Origin of the sequence: Peptoniphilus sp. BV3C26 (assembly GCF_000478985.1) — a bacterium.
Taxonomy (GTDB): domain Bacteria; phylum Bacillota; class Clostridia; order Tissierellales; family Peptoniphilaceae; genus Peptoniphilus_B; species Peptoniphilus_B koenoeneniae.
Map to the genome: position 1 here is coordinate 1 of NZ_AWXB01000021.1, position 17,892 is coordinate 17,892.

The 17,892-nt window shown below is 32.2% G+C and carries 16 protein-coding genes and 2 pseudogenes; 6 read left to right on the forward strand and 12 right to left on the reverse strand.

Translation table 11 applies throughout. The annotated features are described in order from the left end of the window. From HMPREF1253_RS02370 to rlmD, 4 genes and pseudogenes are all read right to left on the reverse strand, one after another. Positions 1-190, reverse strand: a pseudogene (locus tag HMPREF1253_RS02370) (nucleoside triphosphate hydrolase); the annotation flags it as partial. Beyond that, positions 187-966: a replication initiator protein A gene (locus HMPREF1253_RS02375; protein ID WP_010247004.1), complete on the reverse strand. Its 780-nt coding sequence runs from the start codon at positions 964-966 to the stop codon at positions 187-189. The gene HMPREF1253_RS02375 and the pseudogene HMPREF1253_RS02370, both read right to left, overlap by 4 nt. A gap of 83 nt (positions 967-1,049) precedes the next feature. Further along, entirely contained in the window at positions 1,050-1,331 is a 282-nt protein-coding gene (locus HMPREF1253_RS02380) for a CD1845 family protein (protein WP_001267686.1), read from the reverse strand. Positions 1,332-1,347: 16 nt separating this feature from the next. Further along, positions 1,348-2,961 carry a 23S rRNA (uracil(1939)-C(5))-methyltransferase RlmD gene (rlmD, locus tag HMPREF1253_RS02385; RefSeq protein ID WP_023055164.1) on the reverse strand — a complete coding sequence of 538 codons (1,614 nt, stop codon included), beginning with the start codon at positions 2,959-2,961 and terminating at the stop codon, positions 1,348-1,350. A gap of 96 nt (positions 2,962-3,057) precedes the next feature. Here rlmD and HMPREF1253_RS02390 point away from each other — a divergent pair, with 96 nt between their 5' ends. Next, on the forward strand, positions 3,058-3,870 hold the full coding sequence (locus HMPREF1253_RS02390) for a polysaccharide deacetylase family protein (RefSeq protein WP_023055166.1): 813 nt from the start codon (positions 3,058-3,060) through the stop codon (positions 3,868-3,870). A gap of 83 nt (positions 3,871-3,953) precedes the next feature. Here the strand turns inward: HMPREF1253_RS02390 and HMPREF1253_RS02395 are convergent, their stop codons facing one another. Both HMPREF1253_RS02395 and HMPREF1253_RS02400 read right to left on the reverse strand, forming a co-directional pair. Next, positions 3,954-5,162, reverse strand: coding sequence for an FprA family A-type flavoprotein (locus tag HMPREF1253_RS02395; RefSeq protein WP_023055167.1), 1,209 nt, complete (start codon positions 5,160-5,162; stop codon positions 3,954-3,956). A gap of 49 nt (positions 5,163-5,211) precedes the next feature. Continuing rightward, positions 5,212-6,081, reverse strand: coding sequence for an ATP-binding protein (locus HMPREF1253_RS02400; protein WP_023055173.1), 870 nt, complete (start codon positions 6,079-6,081; stop codon positions 5,212-5,214). A gap of 405 nt (positions 6,082-6,486) precedes the next feature. Here HMPREF1253_RS02400 and HMPREF1253_RS02405 point away from each other — a divergent pair, with 405 nt between their 5' ends. Beyond that, positions 6,487-6,846, forward strand: a complete 360-nt coding sequence (locus HMPREF1253_RS02405) for an IS30 family transposase (protein ID WP_238318871.1) — start codon at positions 6,487-6,489, stop codon at positions 6,844-6,846. A 270-nt stretch (positions 6,847-7,116) separates the two neighbouring features. Here HMPREF1253_RS02405 and ahpF read toward each other — a convergent pair whose 3' ends face one another. Both ahpF and ahpC read right to left on the reverse strand, forming a co-directional pair. After that, a complete protein-coding gene (gene ahpF / locus HMPREF1253_RS02410) occupies positions 7,117-8,634 on the reverse strand; it encodes an alkyl hydroperoxide reductase subunit F (protein WP_023055160.1) in 1,518 nt (505 codons plus the stop codon). Further along, positions 8,634-9,203 (reverse strand): alkyl hydroperoxide reductase subunit C, encoded by a 570-nt coding sequence (gene ahpC / locus HMPREF1253_RS02415; RefSeq protein WP_023055172.1) that lies wholly within the window; start codon positions 9,201-9,203, stop codon positions 8,634-8,636. The genes ahpF and ahpC overlap by 1 nt, the downstream gene beginning before the upstream one ends. Before the next feature lie 289 nt (positions 9,204-9,492). Here ahpC and HMPREF1253_RS10705 point away from each other — a divergent pair. The 3 genes and pseudogenes from HMPREF1253_RS10705 to HMPREF1253_RS10420 form a co-directional block, all read left to right on the forward strand. Next, positions 9,493-9,552 (forward strand): annotated as a pseudogene (locus tag HMPREF1253_RS10705) (hypothetical protein); the annotation flags it as partial. A 24-nt stretch (positions 9,553-9,576) separates the two neighbouring features. Then, positions 9,577-9,717 (forward strand): hypothetical protein, encoded by a 141-nt coding sequence (locus HMPREF1253_RS10710; protein ID WP_369758368.1) that lies wholly within the window; start codon positions 9,577-9,579, stop codon positions 9,715-9,717. Next, positions 9,708-9,935 carry an IS30 family transposase gene (locus HMPREF1253_RS10420; RefSeq protein ID WP_023055171.1) on the forward strand — a complete coding sequence of 76 codons (228 nt, stop codon included), beginning with the start codon at positions 9,708-9,710 and terminating at the stop codon, positions 9,933-9,935. The genes HMPREF1253_RS10710 and HMPREF1253_RS10420 overlap by 10 nt, the downstream gene beginning before the upstream one ends. Before the next feature lie 96 nt (positions 9,936-10,031). Here HMPREF1253_RS10420 and HMPREF1253_RS09595 read toward each other — a convergent pair whose 3' ends face one another. The 3 genes from HMPREF1253_RS09595 to HMPREF1253_RS02435 form a co-directional block, all read right to left on the reverse strand. Continuing rightward, positions 10,032-12,692: an InlB B-repeat-containing protein gene (locus HMPREF1253_RS09595; RefSeq protein ID WP_023055162.1), complete on the reverse strand. Its 2,661-nt coding sequence runs from the start codon at positions 12,690-12,692 to the stop codon at positions 10,032-10,034. 198 nt (positions 12,693-12,890) lie between these two features. Beyond that, a complete protein-coding gene (gene murJ / locus HMPREF1253_RS02430; protein ID WP_023055169.1) occupies positions 12,891-14,471 on the reverse strand; it encodes a murein biosynthesis integral membrane protein MurJ in 1,581 nt (526 codons plus the stop codon). Positions 14,472-15,011: 540 nt separating this feature from the next. Beyond that, positions 15,012-15,209 (reverse strand): DUF1858 domain-containing protein, encoded by a 198-nt coding sequence (locus HMPREF1253_RS02435; protein ID WP_023055174.1) that lies wholly within the window; start codon positions 15,207-15,209, stop codon positions 15,012-15,014. A gap of 143 nt (positions 15,210-15,352) precedes the next feature. On the opposite strand from HMPREF1253_RS02435, the gene HMPREF1253_RS02440 reads away from it, so the two are divergent. Next, positions 15,353-16,243, forward strand: coding sequence for a fructose bisphosphate aldolase (locus tag HMPREF1253_RS02440; RefSeq protein WP_023055168.1), 891 nt, complete (start codon positions 15,353-15,355; stop codon positions 16,241-16,243). A gap of 68 nt (positions 16,244-16,311) precedes the next feature. Here HMPREF1253_RS02440 and HMPREF1253_RS02445 read toward each other — a convergent pair whose 3' ends face one another. After that, the gene (locus HMPREF1253_RS02445; RefSeq protein WP_023055161.1) at positions 16,312-16,869 is read right to left on the reverse strand and encodes a DUF3793 family protein; all 558 of its coding nucleotides are present in this window, start codon (positions 16,867-16,869) and stop codon (positions 16,312-16,314) included. Positions 16,870-17,892 lie beyond the last annotated feature (1,023 nt).

Here is a 17,892-nt window from a genome sequence, read left to right on the forward strand (position 1 = left end):
GCTCTATTTCTCTATCGCATTTACAAGCTACCCTTAATATCATTTTATTCCCGAAAAATTCCATTACATCACCGTCTTTTCTTTCGTGGCAGACTTTACAATAGGCGTGTCCATCTTTGATATACTCTTTTTCAGAATCATAGGCAAATTCTACATCCTCTATCATTATTTTTCCCAATTCTCTTTTCATAAATGTTCTCCTTTGTTATATTCTTCCCATGTCGGGACATTTGATGTTTTCGGCTGCTTGCTTTTGCCCTGATCTTTATAAAACCAAGAAAGGATCGTCGCTTTATGGTCTTTATAGATCTTTCCGGTACTCTTGATATATGCAGATAAGCGTTCAATGTAATTATCAAGCTGTGCATTTAGTTTGATTTGTAAATCAGAAATATCTTCATCAGTTAAAAATACATTTTGAAATGTTCCAAGTCCGTTTTCGCAAAAACTATATTCTCTCTTACTATACTTACTCTTATTATTCTCTATATAGTTAGAGTTAACATTTTTAACTTCCTGAAGTTCATTTTCTTTACTTCTGAGGTCAACATCTTTTACTTCTGAAGTAAAGTTTTTTGACTTCTGAAAGTCATTTCCTTTTGCTTGAAATACACTCATAAAGTCTTTTACATAAATGATATTAGGTTTTCCAAGTCCAAGCCTTACTCTTTCAATCAGTCCGATTCCTTTTTTACTGTCTAACTCATCCAATGTTTTTATGGCTGTTGGCTTTGAGATATTTCTTCTTCTCATAATTTCTTCGACGGTAAAATAGATAAATACTCTGCCTTCCTTGTCTATCCATTTATTTTTAAAGGACATTCCTGTACGCTTTAGAAGCATAGAGTATAGGATAATTGCTTCTGCCGATAACCCCTTAAATTCTTCTCCATCTACTAATATTTCAGGCACTTTCAAAAAGTTAAATCGCTCTGCTTCTCTGTTATAGAAATAGTCAAAGTCCATCGCTTCACCTCCTCTCTTAAAATTTGCAAAGAAAAAGACGATAGTTTTTCTATCGCCTTTGGTTACCATTTTGATGAAATTTTTTAAATTGATTTTATCTCTTCATTGATTCCCTGAAAGAATGCTATAACGGTTGCTCCAATCATCGGTACGCCGTATGGACTAACTAAAAATCCGATAATCAATGCTTCGATTCCGATGGTAACTTCTTTTTGTAAGAAAGATGCTATTGCTCCAAATATGCAAAACATCATCAGCAAATATAGCAGTGCCGTTCCTATTCCGAGTAAGAATGTCAGAAATGCAGTGAGAATACTAAGCAGGAAGCTGATTGGGAAAAAGATTATTTTTATTGTCCATCTCATAAAATATCTTCCCTTTCTATTCAATCATTTTGAAGTGTCTCAAGGCATCCATGATAGCTTCTTCTTTTTCAGGTGTACACTGTGGAATAATTTGTTTCTCCTTTTTAGACTTGTTGTAATGTTCTCGTAATTCTATTCCACATTTCCTTTTTATCTGTGCAATATATAATGTCGGAACTTTTAATTCAAATTTATTCCAAACATATTCTTTGATTTGAGCATATGTTGCCTTACTTTCAGCACTTGTCAAATCAAGCTCATCCAGCTCAATTTCAATATTTATATGCTTATCGACATCAAGTTTGGACAAAAGTGCTACCGTCTCCACATGAAATGTCCTTGGAAATTGATCTAAGGCTCTTAATTCTTTTATTTTATATCCGAAATTTGTAAAGTCTTCTAAGTCTTTTACTAAGGTTAGTGGATTGCAAGAGATATAAAGGATTTGATCTGTTTGAAATTCTGAGATTTTTTCTACTGCTTCTTTTCCTATTCCTTCTCTTGGCGGGTCAACTACTATGACGTCTGCTTGTATTTTTTCTTTTTTTAATACTTGAAATACGTCTCCTTGATAAAATTTTATATTTTTTAAATTGTTGTCCTCAGCGTTTTCTCTTGCACCTTTTACGGCTTCTTCTACTATTTCAATTCCTGTTGCTGATTTTGCTTCTTTTCCCAGTATTGTCGTTATGGTGCCAGTGCCTGAATAAAGGTCCAACAATTTTTTATCTTCTATATTTCCCAGGGTGTCTTTTGCCATTTTGTACAATATTTCTGCTGAGTAGGTGTTGGTTTGAAAAAATGAAAAGGGTCCAATTTTGTATTTTAAACCACAAAGTTCTTCTATGGCGTAGGGTCTTCCGTATAAAAGTTCTACTTTTTCTCCTATTATTGCATCACCCCAAGAGTCATTTGTTGTGTGTACTATGCCTACAATTTTTCCTTCCAATTTTAAGTTTAAAAGTTCTTTTATAAATTTTTCTTTTTCTATTTGTCCTTGAGATGAGCTTACCAGGTTTATAAGTATCTCTCCAAACCTTGTTCTTCTAATGGCGAGATGCCTTAAAAATCCTTGATGAGTCTTTCTGTTAAAGAAGCTTTCTTTTTTAAAAAAATCTCTTACAAATTTTCTTATTATGTCAAAGTCCTGGTGAACGATTATGCATCTTTCCATGTCCACTACTTCGTGAAATCTATTTTTTTTATGAAGTCCCAAGGCAAGAGGACCTCCCTTTTCTTGATCGCCAAAGGTGTATTCCATTTTATTTCTGTATCCTTCATAGTGGGGACTTTTTTCTAAGATAAACTGGTCTTTTTCTTTTAAAATTTTATTTTCTAAAAAAAGTTTTCTTAAAAGTTCTTCTTTGTATTTTATTTCTTCTTCATAGGAAAAATTTTGATAGGTACATCCGCCGCAAACTTTTTGATATTTACAATTTTCTTCTTTTTCCAAGGGGGATTTTTCCAAAACTTCAATTAATTGAGCTTTTGATCTTGTAATTTTTCTCGCTAAAATTTTTTGTCCTTTTATTCCCCCTTTTAATTTCATATTTTTCCCTTCTACAAGAATTTTTGATTTGTTGGGAAAGCCCTGTTCCTCTATATATACTTCAATTTCTTTTTTTCTCATTTTTATCACCGATTTTATTTTATCATGTTTGTTTTAAAAATAGCTTTAACTTTTTTGTAATTTGAATATCTTAAGATATATCTGTATAATTAGACTATGAAAAAATTAATTCAAATAATTATAGGTCTTTTAATAATAGTGCCTGCTCTGTTTTTAATTTTGCCAGCAAGTAAGTTAAAAGCTGGTGATATTCCTGTTTTGACTTATCATAAAATTTCTGATGAGGAGGGAACTTTTTCAGTTTCTCCTGAAAATTTCAAAAAAATGATTGATGAGCTTTCTCGAAGAGATTTTACTTTTTTAACAGTGGATGATTTAAGTAAGATAATACAGGGCAGAAAAAAGCTTCCTTTAAAGCCTGTTTTGATAACTTTTGATGATGGTTATGAAGATAATTATACAAATGCTTTTCCAATTTTAAAAAGTTATGGAGCCAAGGCTAGTATTTTTTTAATAGGCTCCTTAGTTGATAAACCCGGATATTTAACGTGGGATATGGTTTCTGAAATGTCTTATATAAATTTAATGGATTTTCAAAATCACACTTTTGATCAACATGCAAAGATAGAGGAAGGAAAAAATAAGGATAAAACAAAATTTTCCTCAAGATATGAAAATGAAAGTGAGGAAGAATATTTAAAAAGAATAAAGGACGATTTAATCTGGAATAACTGGCTTATTTATCAGCACACTTCAAAATATCCCCTGGCTCTTGCTTATCCCGGTGCAGCTTCAAATGACAGTGTGCGGAAAATATTAAAGGATGCTGGCATAAAAATAGCTTTTGTGGGAGCTAATAAAAGAGCTTCAAACATCAAAAATTTAAATCCTTACGAAATAAGAAGATTTCACATTAAAAATGCCACTGATATTGAAAAATTTGTAAATAAAATTGAGTACAATAAATAGTCTTATAAAATTTATAAGACTATTTTTATTGGATTTTTATAATAAAAAAACGGGAAACAAATCCCGTTTTTAAAATTTTATATTTATTTGTCTTCTTTTACTGCTCTTGCAATTTGTTTTCCAAGTTCTAAAAGATTTCTGTAGTCTTCATCATTTCCTGCACCTTGAATTTCCGGTTGAAGTTCCAAAACATTTAATTTGTTTCTTTCTACAAAATCTTTTAATTCTTTCATAGCTCCGCCGTTCCATGAATAGGTGCCAGCAATGCCCCAAACATTATTTTTCATTCTTTGGTGATCTAATTCCTTAAGCAAAAAGCCCATAGGTGGGAAAATAGATCTATCATAAGAACAAGAAACTAAAATTATTCCCTTATATCTCCAACAATCTCTAAGAAGATAGGATTGACTTGTGTGGGCAACATCTCTTACTCTTATATTTGTTATGCCTTCTTCAGCAACACCTCTTGCTAAAATTTCGGCCATTCTTTCCGTATTTCCATAAATTGAACCAAATACTATTAAAACTCCATCTTCAGTTTTTTGAGAAGAAAGATCCTTATATATATCAATAACTTTTTGTGGATTTTTTCTCCAAATAGGACCATGGTCTGGGCAAATCATTTTTATATCAAGAGAACCAAGTTTTTCTAAAGCTTTTAAAGCCTGACCTGCATATTTTCCAACAATATTTATAAAATATCTTGCCATTTCTTCCATGTAATACTTGTCAAATTCAACTTGATCGTCAAAAATTCCACCACTTAAAGTTCCAAAAGCTCCAAAAATATCTTGAGAAAATAAAATTCCCGTATCTTCTTCAAAGGCAACCATAGATTCAGGCCAGTGAACCATTGGAGTCATATAAAAAGTAAGACTGGTATCTCCCATTTCCAGTTTTTCACCATCTTTAACTTCAATAACCCTATCTTCTGGAATGTTGTAATAAGATTTAAGCATGGGAAAAGCTCTCTTGTTAGCCACAAGTTTTACATCAGGATAGGAATTAATAAGTTCCAAAAGACCTGAAGAATGGTCCGGTTCCATATGGTCAACAATAATATAGTGAAGGTCCTCATCCCCAATAACTTCTCTTAATTTTGCAAGACATTCTTCAACAGTATTTGACTTAACTGAATCAATTAAAATATTTTTTGAACCCTTTATTACATAAGAATTGTAAGCAACTCCATCAGGAAGAGGCCACATATTTTCAAAAAGCGCGGTTTCTCTATCGTTTACCCCTATGTAGTAAAGTTTATCGCCTATTTTACGGCTTAATAAGTTTTCCATAAAACCTCCTTATTTTAAATTATTTTTATAAAATTGCAAAAAGCTCAAATTAAATTTGGCAATTATCGCAATTATTCTCATCCTTATCCTCATAGCCCGAAGAATTTTTTTCATAAGTTTCAAGAAAGCTGTGTTTTTCATCCCTAATCTTATATCCCACAATGGCACCCATATTTACATTTTCAGTGCTTCTCAAAATGTTTATATCAGCCTGTGGATGGACTTTTTTAATTTCTGATATTAAATCCTTAATCCAAAATCTTCTGTTGCCTGAGCGCCTTTTAGTGACCGCACAAGCACAATCAAGAGGACGAAGGCCTGTAAATCTCATAAATCTTTTTATAGCTTCCTCTTCAACATAATACATGGGACGAATAATCTCCATATTTTCAAAATTGTCGGAATGAAGCTTGGGCATCATAGTCTTAAAATTTCCACTGTAAATGATATTTAACATAACAGTTTCAATAACATCATTAAAATGATGACCCAAAGCAAGTTTATTACAGCCTAAGCTTTGAGCTTTTGCATAGAGATTTCCCCTTCTCATTCTCGCACACATATAGCAGGGATTTTCTCCGGCAATTTTTTCAGCAACTTGAAAAATATCTGAATCATACATTTTTACAGGAATTCCTAAGGCCTTGCAATTATACTCAAGTCTTTCTATATTTTCATCAACATATCCGGGATTCATAGCAATAAATTCCAATTCAAATTTCATTTTTCCATGACGTTTAAGTTCTTGGAAAAGTTTGGCAAGAGTTAAAGAATCCTTGCCTCCTGAAATTGCAACGGCAATTTTATCCCCATCTTTTATCATGTCAAAATCATTTATTGCCCGGACAAATTTCACCCAGATATCTTTTTTATATGTTTTTATTATAGCTCTTTCAATTTCTTCTATAGTTTTTACCATACTCGCTCCAATCATATTTATTATAACACAATAATTATAAATCTTTTGAAAATAGATTTATTACTTTAACTTTGTATTAAATAATAATTTTTTTATTTAATCCCTTCATTTTAAACAATCATTTTTTTGCCATAACCTTTAAAAATCCTGTAGGGACCAATTTATTAGTCTGCGTGTTTTTGTGGGAGAACAAACGCAAAATTTTTTATACAATTTATTTTACATTTTTATTCTTATGAGGGAAATTTAATATTGGAACTTCTATAAGAAAAAGACCAAAAAAGTAAAAAAAAGAGTGAATTTGGTCATTGGGAATTAGATACGGTTGTATCATCAAGAGGAAAAAGCAAATGATGTTTAGCAACCTTTGTCAAAATGAAATCTCGATTCTACGTAGCTTTACCTATGAAAGATAGAAGTAAAGACTCTATGTTAGAAGCTATGAAAAAGTTGATAAAGCCTTTACCAAAGTTTTCTTTAAAAAGCTTTACATCAGATAGAGGTAAGGAATTTGCATGTTACAAAGAAATTGAAGAAATGGGAATAGATTTCTACTTTGCTGATCCATATTCAGGATGGCAAAGAGGAAGTAACGAAAATTCAAATGGATTATTAAGAGAATATTATCTAAAGAAAACGGATTTGGCTGATATTGAAATTGAAGAGTTAATAAAAAATTTAATGGAGCTTAATAACAGACCTATAAAATGTCTAAATTATCAAACTCCATTTGATGTATTTATGCACGAACTTAGTTTGCTCTAAGTGTCGCAATATTATTTGCAATTCATCATAAATTAAAGGCATAAAAAAAGGAGCTTCGCGATCCTTTATCTATATTTAATGTGCAGGCTGTGAGTTTTTTATTTAAAAGATTTATAAAATCTGCTCTTTTTAGGTCCCTAATGCAATTTTCGCCATCATAGCACCTCTTTCTTATACAAACTACTGTACTATATATTTTCCCAAATTATACTTTATTAAATAAAATTAAATTCTAAAAAAATGGACCCATTGAGAGTCCATTCTTGATTTTTATTTTCGCATCAAATATTGGTAACTGCCTATGGCAGCTGTTGCACCGCTTCCTTGTGCGATTACTATCTGTTTAAAGGCGCTGTTAGTGCAATCTCCCGCAGCAAAAACTCCAGGCATACTTGTTGCTCCAACTTGGTCTACTATTATCTCGCCTCTTTGATTTTTTTCGATTCCGTCAATCCATTCTGTTACAGGCACTAATCCAACTTGAATGAAGCATCCATCTGTTGCTTCTTGATGAGTTTCTCCACCTATGCGGTCTTGATAAATAATGCTTTCAAGTTTTTCTTTACCTTCTAGGGCTTTTGTTTCTGCATTAGTAACTACACGAACATTTCTCAAAGTTTTTAATTTTTCTTGAAGGACTGAATCCGCTTTTAATTCTGGTAAAAATTCCAAGACTAAAACTTCTTTTGCCAGTCCAGCAAGGTCAATTGCAGCCTCTATTCCTGAATTGCCTCCACCAATGACAGTAACTTTTTTATCTTTGAAAAGTGGCCCATCGCAGTGAGTACAGTAGGCAACTCCCTTATTTCTAAATTCAATTTCTCCAGGAATTCCTATCAAACGCCACTTAGCTCCTGTCGCTATAACTAAAGATTTAGCTTGAAGCTCACCTGAATCTGTTTTGATTATTATCGGATCAGCTTCTTGTATAGATAAAACTTCAACTTCATCTATAATATCAACCTTGTATTTTAAAACATGTTCCTTTACAGCTTCCATAAATTTTGGACCTTCTGTATAGGTTAAACCTGTAATATTTTCAATGGCTAAAGTTTCTTTTACCTGACCTCCAAAATCTTTTGCTATAAGTCCTGTTTTGATTCCCTTTCTTGCTCCATAAATTGCCGCAGTAGCGCCAGCCGGTCCACCGCCAATAACAAGAAGATCATAAACAGGCTTATCTTTTAGTGATGGTCTATCTTTTTCTCCGGTAACCACATCAAGGATTTTGTTCAAGTTAATTTTTCCATTATAAAAACTTTTACCATTCAAAAAACTTGCTGGAACTGCCATAACTCCAAGTCCGTCAACATATTCTTGGAAGCTTGCTCCATCTACCATACGGTGGCTGATTTTGGGATTTAAAACCGCCATAATGTTTAGAGCTTGAACTACTTCCGGGCAGTTGTGGCAACTTAGGCTAACTACTGTTTCAAATGATAGTTCTTTATCTATTGATTTAATCCTCTTTACTTGATTTTCATCAATTTTTGGTGGACGACCGCTGATTTGTAAAAGTGCCAATACAAAAGATTCAAACTCATGACCCAGTGGAAGTCCTGCAAAGCTTATTCCAGATCTTCCATTTGATGAAAGACTAAAACATGAGCTTAGGTCTAATTTTTTTTCTTCAATTTTTAAAAGATCTGATAATGAAACAATCTCTTCTACAAAGTTTTTAACTTCTTTTGACTTTTCAGAATCATCCAAGCTGAGAGTAAATACAACTTCACCTTCTAGAAGTTTCAAATACTCTTTTAGCTGATTTTTTAAATTTTGATCTAACATTAGATTTTACCAACTAAGTCAAGACCAGGTGTCAATGTTTTGCCTGATTCTTTCCATTTTGCAGGGCAAACTTGTCCAGGATTTTCACGAACGAATTGAGCAGCACGAACTTTGTCATAAACTTGGCTTGCATCTCTTCCAATTCCATCTGCATTAACTTCTACAGTTTGAATTATTCCATCTGGATCTATTATAAAAGTTGCACGTTGAGCAAGTCCTGCTTCTTCATCTAAAACAGAAAAATCTCTAGCAATTGATTTGTGAGGATCAGCTAACATTGTATATTCTAATTTGCCAATAGCTTCTGAATGGTCGTGCCATGCTTTATGCACGAAATGTGTATCGCAAGACATAGAATAAACTTCTACTCCAAGTGATTGTAATTTTTCATATTGTTCTTGCATATCTTCAAGTTCTGTTGGGCAAACAAATGTGAAGTCTGCTGGGTAGAACATAAGAACATTCCACTTACCTTCAAAATCCTTATTTGATATTGTTACGAACTCTTCTTTTTTTGGGTTATAGCCATTAGTGTTAAACTCCGGTATTTTCTTTCCTACTTGTGACATTTATGTCCTCCTTTTTATTTAAAATTTATTGATACTTGCTATCATTCAATTTATACCCAAAATAAATTTTTTACCAACTTAAATTTTAATATAAACTTTTTAAATATATTTTTATAAATATTTATCTTTTACTTTTTGAGCTTTTAAAAAAACTTCATCAATATATTAATTAAATCTTTTGCATAATCTTTTCTTTTAAAATATACATCTCATTTTTATTATTTGATAAGTTGTAAAATTAAATGCGACACTAAACAAAACTCATATTACCCTAAATTATAGAAATAAGATAGAAGTATTAAAACAAGAGGGCTATTCTTATAGAAGAATAGCGAAAATACTTGGCTTTCATCACTCAACTACTTATAGAGAATTGAAAAGATGTAACAACGAATATTCAGCTATTAAAGTAAGTAAAGACAAATATATAAAGTCATCACGAAAGGGAAGAAAAACTAAGGCTAATGATGAAATCAAGGATAAAATAATAGAGAAATTGAAGAAATGGGAATAGATTTCTACTTTGCTGATCCATATTCAGGATGGCAAAGAGGAAGTAACGAAAATTCAAATGGATTATTAAGAGAATATTATCCAAAGAAAACGGATTTGGCTGATATTGAAATTGAAGAGTTAATAAAAAATTTAATGGAGCTTAATAACAGACCTATAAAATGTCTAAATTATCAAACTCCATTTGATGTATTTATGCACGAAATTAGTTTGCTCTAAGTGTCGCAATATTATTTGCAATTCATCAAATAAAAAAAGAGAAGATTTGCATCTCCTCTTTTTGTTTTATTATTTTTATAAAATTGTAAAAATAAATCATCTAATCAAAGTCCAAGCTTCATAACCATATCCTGTGTCATAAGAAGCGTGAGCGTTTGATGCATCTAATACTTGATAATAGAACCAATCACTTGAGCTTACGTCTAAGAATTCTTTAAGTTGAGTTCTGTTTGAAACTGTATTTATACTGCTGTAAGTTGTTGTTCTTCCAAATACTGCATTTAAAATTGTAACAGCTTCAGCTCTTGTAAGTTCGTTATCTGGTTTAAATGAACCGTCTGGATAACCTTGAACAACTTTTTTACCGAAAACTTTGTCTATGGCATCTTGAGCCCAGTGTCCCTTAATATCTTTTAAGTTGGCACTTGCGCTTCCTGGATAACCTGCACTTATAAATCCACTTATCATTTGAGCAAATTCAGCTCTTGTGATGTTGGTATCAGGTCTGAAACTTCCATCATTGTAGCCTGAAATCAATCCCTTTGCAGTAATATAATTTATTGCTTGAGAATACCAAGCGTTGCTTGCATCATTAAACTTAGTAACTTGAGAAAGTCCGAAAGAATTTGAACCGTTAATAAGTCTTGCAAACATTGAAGCTGCTTCAGCTCTTGTTACTTTATAGTTGGGGTGGAATTTTCCATCAGGATATCCTGCAATATATGCCATTCTATAAAGATCTGCTGCTTGTCCCTTAACTGTATATTCAATACTGTTTTCTTTGTAGCCTATTTCATAACTTACAAGTTTTATTTTTTCTCCTGCAACTAATTTACGATTTAAAGTCATGGAGAATTTGTTGTATCTGTCAGCATAAGCTTGGCCAAGATAGTTACCCTTTGAATCATAAGCTTTTACAGTTGCACCGCTTGTAGCAGTACCTTTAATGCTTGTGCTTCCTGCTTCAGCACTTGTAACAGTTGGAGCAAGGGCAAGTTTACCATCTTTTCCTGTCTTAAAGCTTAAATAATATTTGTCATAAATTTTTTCATTTGATGAAATACTGAAATATCCATTGCTGTTTGAATATGCAGAGCCTACATATCTTCCATGATAGTAAGCTGAAAGATAAATATTGCTTTCAGTATAACCTGTTATTGTATATCCATCATAAGAAACATCTATGCTTGTAGGATAAATTGTCTTTCCATTGTTTGTTCCTGGATAATATCCATTGCTATTATAAAATTTATCTACTTCATTTGATTTTGTAATTGCATAAGTTGCTGTCTTTGCATCATAATATGCATAAATTGTTCTTCCAACAGACCAATCATGGGAAAGACCATAATATCTTCCATTGTTATATCTGTAGTTGTAATTATATCCGTAGGCATCAATATAGATATAGGCTCTTTGTGAACCTGACCAAGATAAGTTTATATATCCTGATGAATCGCTTGTGCCGTAATCAAGTCTGTATCCTGAAGAATCTCTTGCTTCAACATAGGTGTTTGCAGGAAGATTGTATCTTATATATTGGTTGTCATTTACGCTATCATAGTAGCCATAATCATGTTTTCCGTAGTTGCCTTCTTTATCTCCAACATAAATTGCAAAAAATCCATCGCTATCTGTATAAACGGCTGGCAAGTCACCTAAAGTAACTTTGGCATTTTTTACTAGGCTGCCGTTTAAAGTAACATAACCTGTTACATAGTCATAATATGCTCTTACATCTGATATTTTTAAAGTTTCAATAAGATTCCATTTTGCTTTTAGGCTTATAGGTCCTTCTTCATTTATAGCTTTAGAAAAATCAAATTTTGTGTCTCCCTTGTACCAACCGCCAAATGTATATCCACTCTTTGTTGGTTGTGTAGGAGCTGTAGCATTTTCACCGAATTTTACAGTTTTGCTTGCAGGTGCAGGACTTCCACCATTAACATCAAAGTTAATTGTTACATCTTTTGCCTCCCAAGCTGCTTTTAATTCTGTATCTTCAGTTATAGGTTTAGTAAAGTCAAATGTAGATCCATCTTTTTTTTGCCATTCTTTAAATGTATAGCCTTTTTTTGTTGGTTCAGGTGTAGGAGCTTTAGCATTTTTACCGAATTTTACAGTTTGTTTGTCAGGTGTAGGGTGTCCTCCATCTGCATTAAAGGTAATTGTTACATCTTTTGCATCCCAAGCTGCTTTTAAGACTGTATCTTTAGTTATAGCTGTATTAAAATCAAATTTTGCTCCATCTTTTTGCCATTCTTTAAATGTATAGCCTTTTTTTGTTGGCTTTTCTGTTGGTTCACTTGCCTTTCCGTTTTCTTTAACTGTTTGTTTTGGAGGTATAGGTTGTCCTCCATCTGCATCAAAGGTAACTTCAAATGTTTTGGCAGGTGCCGGTTTAATTGTAAAGGTTATACTTCCAACTACCATACTTCCGTGCATTACATAGAAAGTGGCAGTTTTTGCTTCAGTAACTGGTGTTCCATCATAGGTAACAGCATTGCCCGCTATTGAAAGTCCAAGCGCTGAAAGTCCATCGCCTGTTCCTTCAGGTTGAATGTTTCCTGTAACTGGTGTTGTCGTGCCATCTACTGTCTTTTCAACAGTTATTGTTGCTGTGTCTTTAGTTCCACTTACAAATTCAGTTTTACTAGGTGTAATAATGTAAGTTTCTTCTGCAAATACATTAAAGGGAAGTACTGTCACGATCATCAAAAAACTAAGTACAAGTGACAATATCTTTTTCTTATTCATATAATCTCCTCCTAATTAAAATTTCTTACATAGTTTCATTATACCCTATTATTTTGCTAATACAATTGAGTATAAAGAATCTTTAGATTTTTTTAATATTTGCCTTTTATATTAATAAATCACTTATTCTTATTTTTTATACCCCATTTTTCTTAAAATAAAAAAATCGGTGGTTAACCACCGAAAAAAATTTTAAATTTATTTTGCAAATTTATTTTTAATTTTCTTTTTAATAATCTTTGTAATGTCACGAATCTCACGAACTCCTAAAAGATACATGGAGACTAAATAAACAATAAGGGCAAGGCCTACAACAATCATAAGGCAAATAAGTTTAGTCACAGTTAAAGCTGCATTGGATGAAAAGGCGCTACAAACAATATTTTCCATGGGAAAATAGATAAATGCAACAAGACCCATAAGAAAACTTGATATACCTGTCTTTATAATAGCTTTAATATAGGATTTGGTTCCTAAATTTCCAATCTTTCTATGAAGCAAGTAAAAAGAAATTAAAACTGCAATAGTTGTTGCAATAGAAACTGAAGCAGCCAAACCTTGAGTGCCAAATCTATGAGCAACTAAAAGATTAAGACCCACATTAATTGCAACATTTATAACTCCAATGTAAAAAGGAGTTTTTGTATCCTCAAGAGAATAGTAAACACGATTTAAAACATTGGAAAGAGAAATTGAAATCAATGCCAAGGAGTAGCACCTTAATGTTGAAGTTGCTTCAAGACCGTCTGCAGGAGTAAATTTTCCATGAACGAAGGCAATGTCAATAATAGGTCTTGCCAAAATAAACATACCTACAGTTGCAGGAATGGTTAAAAAAAGCACACTTTTAATAGATGCATTCATAACCTTTTTGCCCTTTAAGACATCTCCATCAGAAAAAGAACGAGCTAAAATAGGAAAAATAATAGCCGTAACTGCAGTGATAAAAATGCCTAAGATTAAGGTATTCATCTTGTTTGAAACATTTAAAATAGCAGGAGCACTGTCACTCATTCCTGATGCCAGGTTTCTGTTAACAAAGACATTAATATCATTTACTGAAGTGGAAACTAAGACTGGCAAAGATAAAATAACAGCTTCTCTTACATATCTATCCTTAAAATTCAAAATGAATTTTGGTCTGAAACCTATTTTAAAAGAACTTGGCATTAAGAAAATAATTTGGACAAAAACTGCAATGACTGAAGCCACAGTTAAACCTAAAACGCCGAAAGTCTTTGAAAAACAAGCAAGATAAATAATATAAACGAGATTTAATGGAATGGCAATGGCGCCTGCTGCGGCAAATTTGCCTCCATATTGCAAAAATCCCGTAAAAACTCCCACGATAGCTGAAAAAATAACAACGGGCATACCTACTTCAACTAACTGAACAACAAGTTTATATGTTTCCGGTCTGGCTTGAGCTGCAGTAAGCTTTGCAATATATGGACTGAAAAAAATTCCTAAAACCGTAACAAAAGTTGTTATGATTAGAGAAATCCAAATAAGATTGTTTGTATATGAAAGTCTATGATCATCCCCCAGTTCCCTCTCAACTTTTTGCATAACGGGAATGAAGGTGGTGGCAATTGCAGTGGTAATTAAAGTGGAAATCATACTGGTTGCCCCTTGAGCAAGAACAAAGGCACTTGCTTCATGGGTTGCACCAAAAATTGCAGCCTGCATGGTTTCACGGGCAAAACCCATAACCTTTCCTATTAAAGAAAAAATTATAATAGCCAAAGTAGACTGAGCGATTGTATTTTTTTTGTTCATATTTCCTCCTAAGTTTCAAAACAAGTATAAAGTCAATTAGATTTAATGTCAACTTATCTATTTTACTTAAAGAAATTAGAGTGAGCAAGATTTTTTTCTTTATTTTTATGATTCTATTTATAATTTTGTTTTTTCATTTCTTATCTTATTTCATTCGCCTTACGGCGACCGGACCAATAGCAGATATTTGCAGCCAAATCAAAGATTTGGGCAAATAGTTGCATGAGACCTACCACGATTTTTTTCAAAAATCGGGTTAGGGCTTCAAATTGGTCCCTACATTCGGTTTCGGAGATTTAATCTTGTTAAACCTGTTCGAATAAATCAACCCCACATTTCTGCGTGGGCTTTTGTGGGCTGTAGGGACCGGTTTACCGGTCCGTGTGTTTTGGGTAGGAGAACAAACCTCGCATTTGATTTAAAATTTATTTTAAATTTTTTTATAAATATTTTTTAATCAACTTTTTCACAATAAAAAAAGACGCATCTTATTCTATTGGTGTAAGAACCAATATATAGACCGCCTTTTTGTTTTTTTATTTATTTTTTTATTGCACTGTTAAGGGCAGATACAAGTACATTTACATCCATTCCATGTACTAAGCTTGCTTCTTCAAGGGATTCCATTTGGCTTGAAGGACACATTACACAGCCTAATCCGAAACTCATAAGTGTTGTTATTGCTTCCGGGTTTTGTTGAATTATTTCTCCAATCAGAGTGTCTTTTGTGATTTCCATAGAGCACCTCCTTATTTATTTTGCTCTTTGTATATTATCACGTAAATTATTTTTTGTAAATTATTTTGATTTTCTTTTCCATTTAAAAAGACTTTTACTTAGCTTTTATAAAATATGATATACTATTTTAAAAGGGGGAAAATATGAACCAAAAACAATTTGAAAGAATGAAAAATGCCGACGGTTTTATTGCTGCTCTTGATCAAAGCGGCGGTTCTACTCCAAAGGCTCTTAGATTATATGGTGTTAATGAAGACAGATACTCTAATGATGAAGAGATGTTTAATCTTGTTCACGAAATGAGAAAGAGAATAATTAAAAGTCCCGCTTTTAATTCTCAAAAAATTTTGGCTGCTATTCTTTTTAAGATTACTATGAACTCAAAAATTGATGGTAAATATACTTCTGATTATCTTTGGGATGAAAAGGGTATTGTTCCTATTTTAAAGGTCGATGAGGGCTTGGCTGAGCTTAAGGATGGCGTTCAACTTATGAAGGAAATGAAAAGCTTAGATGAGCTTCTCATTAATGCAAAGGAAAGAAATATTTTTGGAACTAAAATGCGTTCTCTTATTAAGGAATATAATGAGTCTGGTATTAAAGCTGTTGTTGAACAACAATTTGACTATGCTAAAAAGATTATTGCAAAAGGTTTTGTTCCTATTATTGAGCCTGAAGTTGATATAAATTCTTCTGATAAGGAAAAAATTGAGGAATTTTTACACAAAGAGCTTAAAAAACATATGGAAAAACTTGATAAGAATTCTTTCGTTATTTTTAAACTCACTATCCCAAGTCGTGAAAATACTTATCTCGATCTTTATGATTTTGAAAATACTCTTAGAATTGTTGCTCTTTCCGGCGGATATTCAAGAGAGATGGCCAACGATCTTTTAAGAAAAAATAAAAAAATGGTTGCTTCTTTTTCAAGGGCTCTTTCTGAAGGTTTAAAGGAAAGTTTATCTGATGAAGAGTTTAATTCTCTTATTGAAAATAGTATTGATGCTATTTATGATGCTTCTGTAAATAAATAAGACATTAAAAAAATCCACCTATTTTTCAGGTGGATTCTTTTTTTTACGAACAAAGGGTGTTTTGAAATCTATTGATATGATTCGGCGTATTTTTCAATTATTTCGCTTGTTTTAAAGCCTTCTTCATACATTTTTTGAAAACAATATTTACACTTGCGATACTCTTTGAAAAGCTCATTACATTTAAATTCATCTCCATAAACTTTCCAAAGGTCGCACTTTTTATAGCACTTACCTTTATTTTTTATAAAACCTATAACATCTATGAGAGGATATCCTAAAAAGATTCCTATTTCATGAGGAAATTCGTCCTTTTCTTTAAGGCGCAGAGTTAAGCATTTTATCATGTCTTCGGTTTTTGGGCTTATGTAGCCGTAATTATGTAAAAAGTCTTTGATTTGCTCTTGGGCTAAAATATTTTTTAAAAGATTTTCACGATAAACATATATTAAATATGCATCCTTGGTTTCTTTTATTATGCGGACTTCTATTTTAAACCTTTTTAAGAGCAAAGCCCATTTTTTTATTTCAAAGTTTGTAACACAAGTTTTTTTCAGGTTGAAAATATTTCCAACTTTTTTGCCTGCCAAGGTTGGCGCGCAACAAGTTATTAAAAATTCTTCCATATTTTTTACCTCTTTGATATTGTTTATCATATACATAATACGAAAAAAGTTTTTTTAGGTCAATAGATATTTATATTAAAATTTTTTGGTAATTTTTATTTTTATTTATCCTTTTTCATTGTTTTTTATTTTATAATTCGCCTTCGCCGTCGGACCAATAGCAGATATTTGCAACCAAATCAAAGATTTGGGCAAATAATTGCATGAGACCTACCACGATTTTTTTCAAAAATCGGGTTAGGTCTTCAAATTGGTCCCTAGAAAAATTATTAAAAATGAATTCTGTAGGGACCTGTTTACCGGTCCGCCTGTGTCGGGTGGGAGAACAAACTCAATATTTTTATAAATATTTTTAATGCTCTACATAAAGCATTTTGTTTTTAAAAATTTTCAATTGAAATTTTATTTGTGTTTACCTTTTTTCATTGTTGATTTTATTTAATTCGGCTTCGCCGTCGGACCAATAAATTGGTCCCTACATTGAGTTTTAAATTTTCAATAAATTGGTCCCTACATTCCCTTGCAGGGGTTTTATTTTGTTAATCATTTTCGCATAAATAAGCCCCACATTCACGTGTGGGTTGGATCCTAATTACAATAAATTTATGCTTGGGCTTTTGTGGGCTGTAGGGACCGGTTTACCGGTCCGCGTGAATTGGGTGAGAGAAAAAAATAAATATTTGATTTAAAATTTATTTTAAATTATTTTTTTTCGCTTTACGTGAAGCATTTTGTTTTTAAAAATTTTCAATTGAAATTTTATTTGTGTTTACCTTTTTTCATTGTTGATTTTATTTAATTCGGCTTCGCCGTCGGACCAATAGCAGATATTTGCAACCAAATCAAAGATTTGGGCAAATAGTTGCATGAGACCTACCACGATTTTTTTCAAAAATCGGGTTAGGTCTTCAAATTGGTCCCTACATTGAGTTTTAAATTTTCAATAAATTGGTTCCTACATTCATTTGCAAGGCTTTTTTATAAAACAAAAAAAAACCTTAACTTTTTTGTTTAAGGTTTTTT

Excerpts from the sequence above, each read along its gene's own strand:
- HMPREF1253_RS02375 (WP_010247004.1), bottom strand. The coding sequence starts at position 966 with ATGGACTTTGACTATTTCTATAACAGAGAAGCAGAGCGATTTAACTTT.
- HMPREF1253_RS02380 (WP_001267686.1), bottom strand. The coding sequence starts at position 1,331 with ATGAGATGGACAATAAAAATAATCTTTTTCCCAATCAGCTTCCTGCTT.
- rlmD (WP_023055164.1), bottom strand. The coding sequence starts at position 2,961 with ATGAGAAAAAAAGAAATTGAAGTATATATAGAGGAACAGGGCTTTCCC.
- HMPREF1253_RS02390 (WP_023055166.1), top strand. The coding sequence starts at position 3,058 with ATGAAAAAATTAATTCAAATAATTATAGGTCTTTTAATAATAGTGCCT.
- HMPREF1253_RS02395 (WP_023055167.1), bottom strand. The coding sequence starts at position 5,162 with ATGGAAAACTTATTAAGCCGTAAAATAGGCGATAAACTTTACTACATA.
- HMPREF1253_RS02400 (WP_023055173.1), bottom strand. The coding sequence starts at position 6,081 with ATGGTAAAAACTATAGAAGAAATTGAAAGAGCTATAATAAAAACATAT.
- HMPREF1253_RS02405 (WP_238318871.1), top strand. The coding sequence starts at position 6,487 with ATGAAAGATAGAAGTAAAGACTCTATGTTAGAAGCTATGAAAAAGTTG.
- ahpF (WP_023055160.1), bottom strand. The coding sequence starts at position 8,634 with ATGTTAGATCAAAATTTAAAAAATCAGCTAAAAGAGTATTTGAAACTT.
- ahpC (WP_023055172.1), bottom strand. The coding sequence starts at position 9,203 with ATGTCACAAGTAGGAAAGAAAATACCGGAGTTTAACACTAATGGCTAT.
- HMPREF1253_RS10420 (WP_023055171.1), top strand. The coding sequence starts at position 9,708 with ATGGGAATAGATTTCTACTTTGCTGATCCATATTCAGGATGGCAAAGA.
- HMPREF1253_RS09595 (WP_023055162.1), bottom strand. The coding sequence starts at position 12,692 with ATGAATAAGAAAAAGATATTGTCACTTGTACTTAGTTTTTTGATGATC.
- murJ (WP_023055169.1), bottom strand. The coding sequence starts at position 14,471 with ATGAACAAAAAAAATACAATCGCTCAGTCTACTTTGGCTATTATAATT.
- HMPREF1253_RS02435 (WP_023055174.1), bottom strand. The coding sequence starts at position 15,209 with ATGGAAATCACAAAAGACACTCTGATTGGAGAAATAATTCAACAAAAC.
- HMPREF1253_RS02440 (WP_023055168.1), top strand. The coding sequence starts at position 15,353 with ATGAACCAAAAACAATTTGAAAGAATGAAAAATGCCGACGGTTTTATT.
- HMPREF1253_RS02445 (WP_023055161.1), bottom strand. The coding sequence starts at position 16,869 with ATGGAAGAATTTTTAATAACTTGTTGCGCGCCAACCTTGGCAGGCAAA.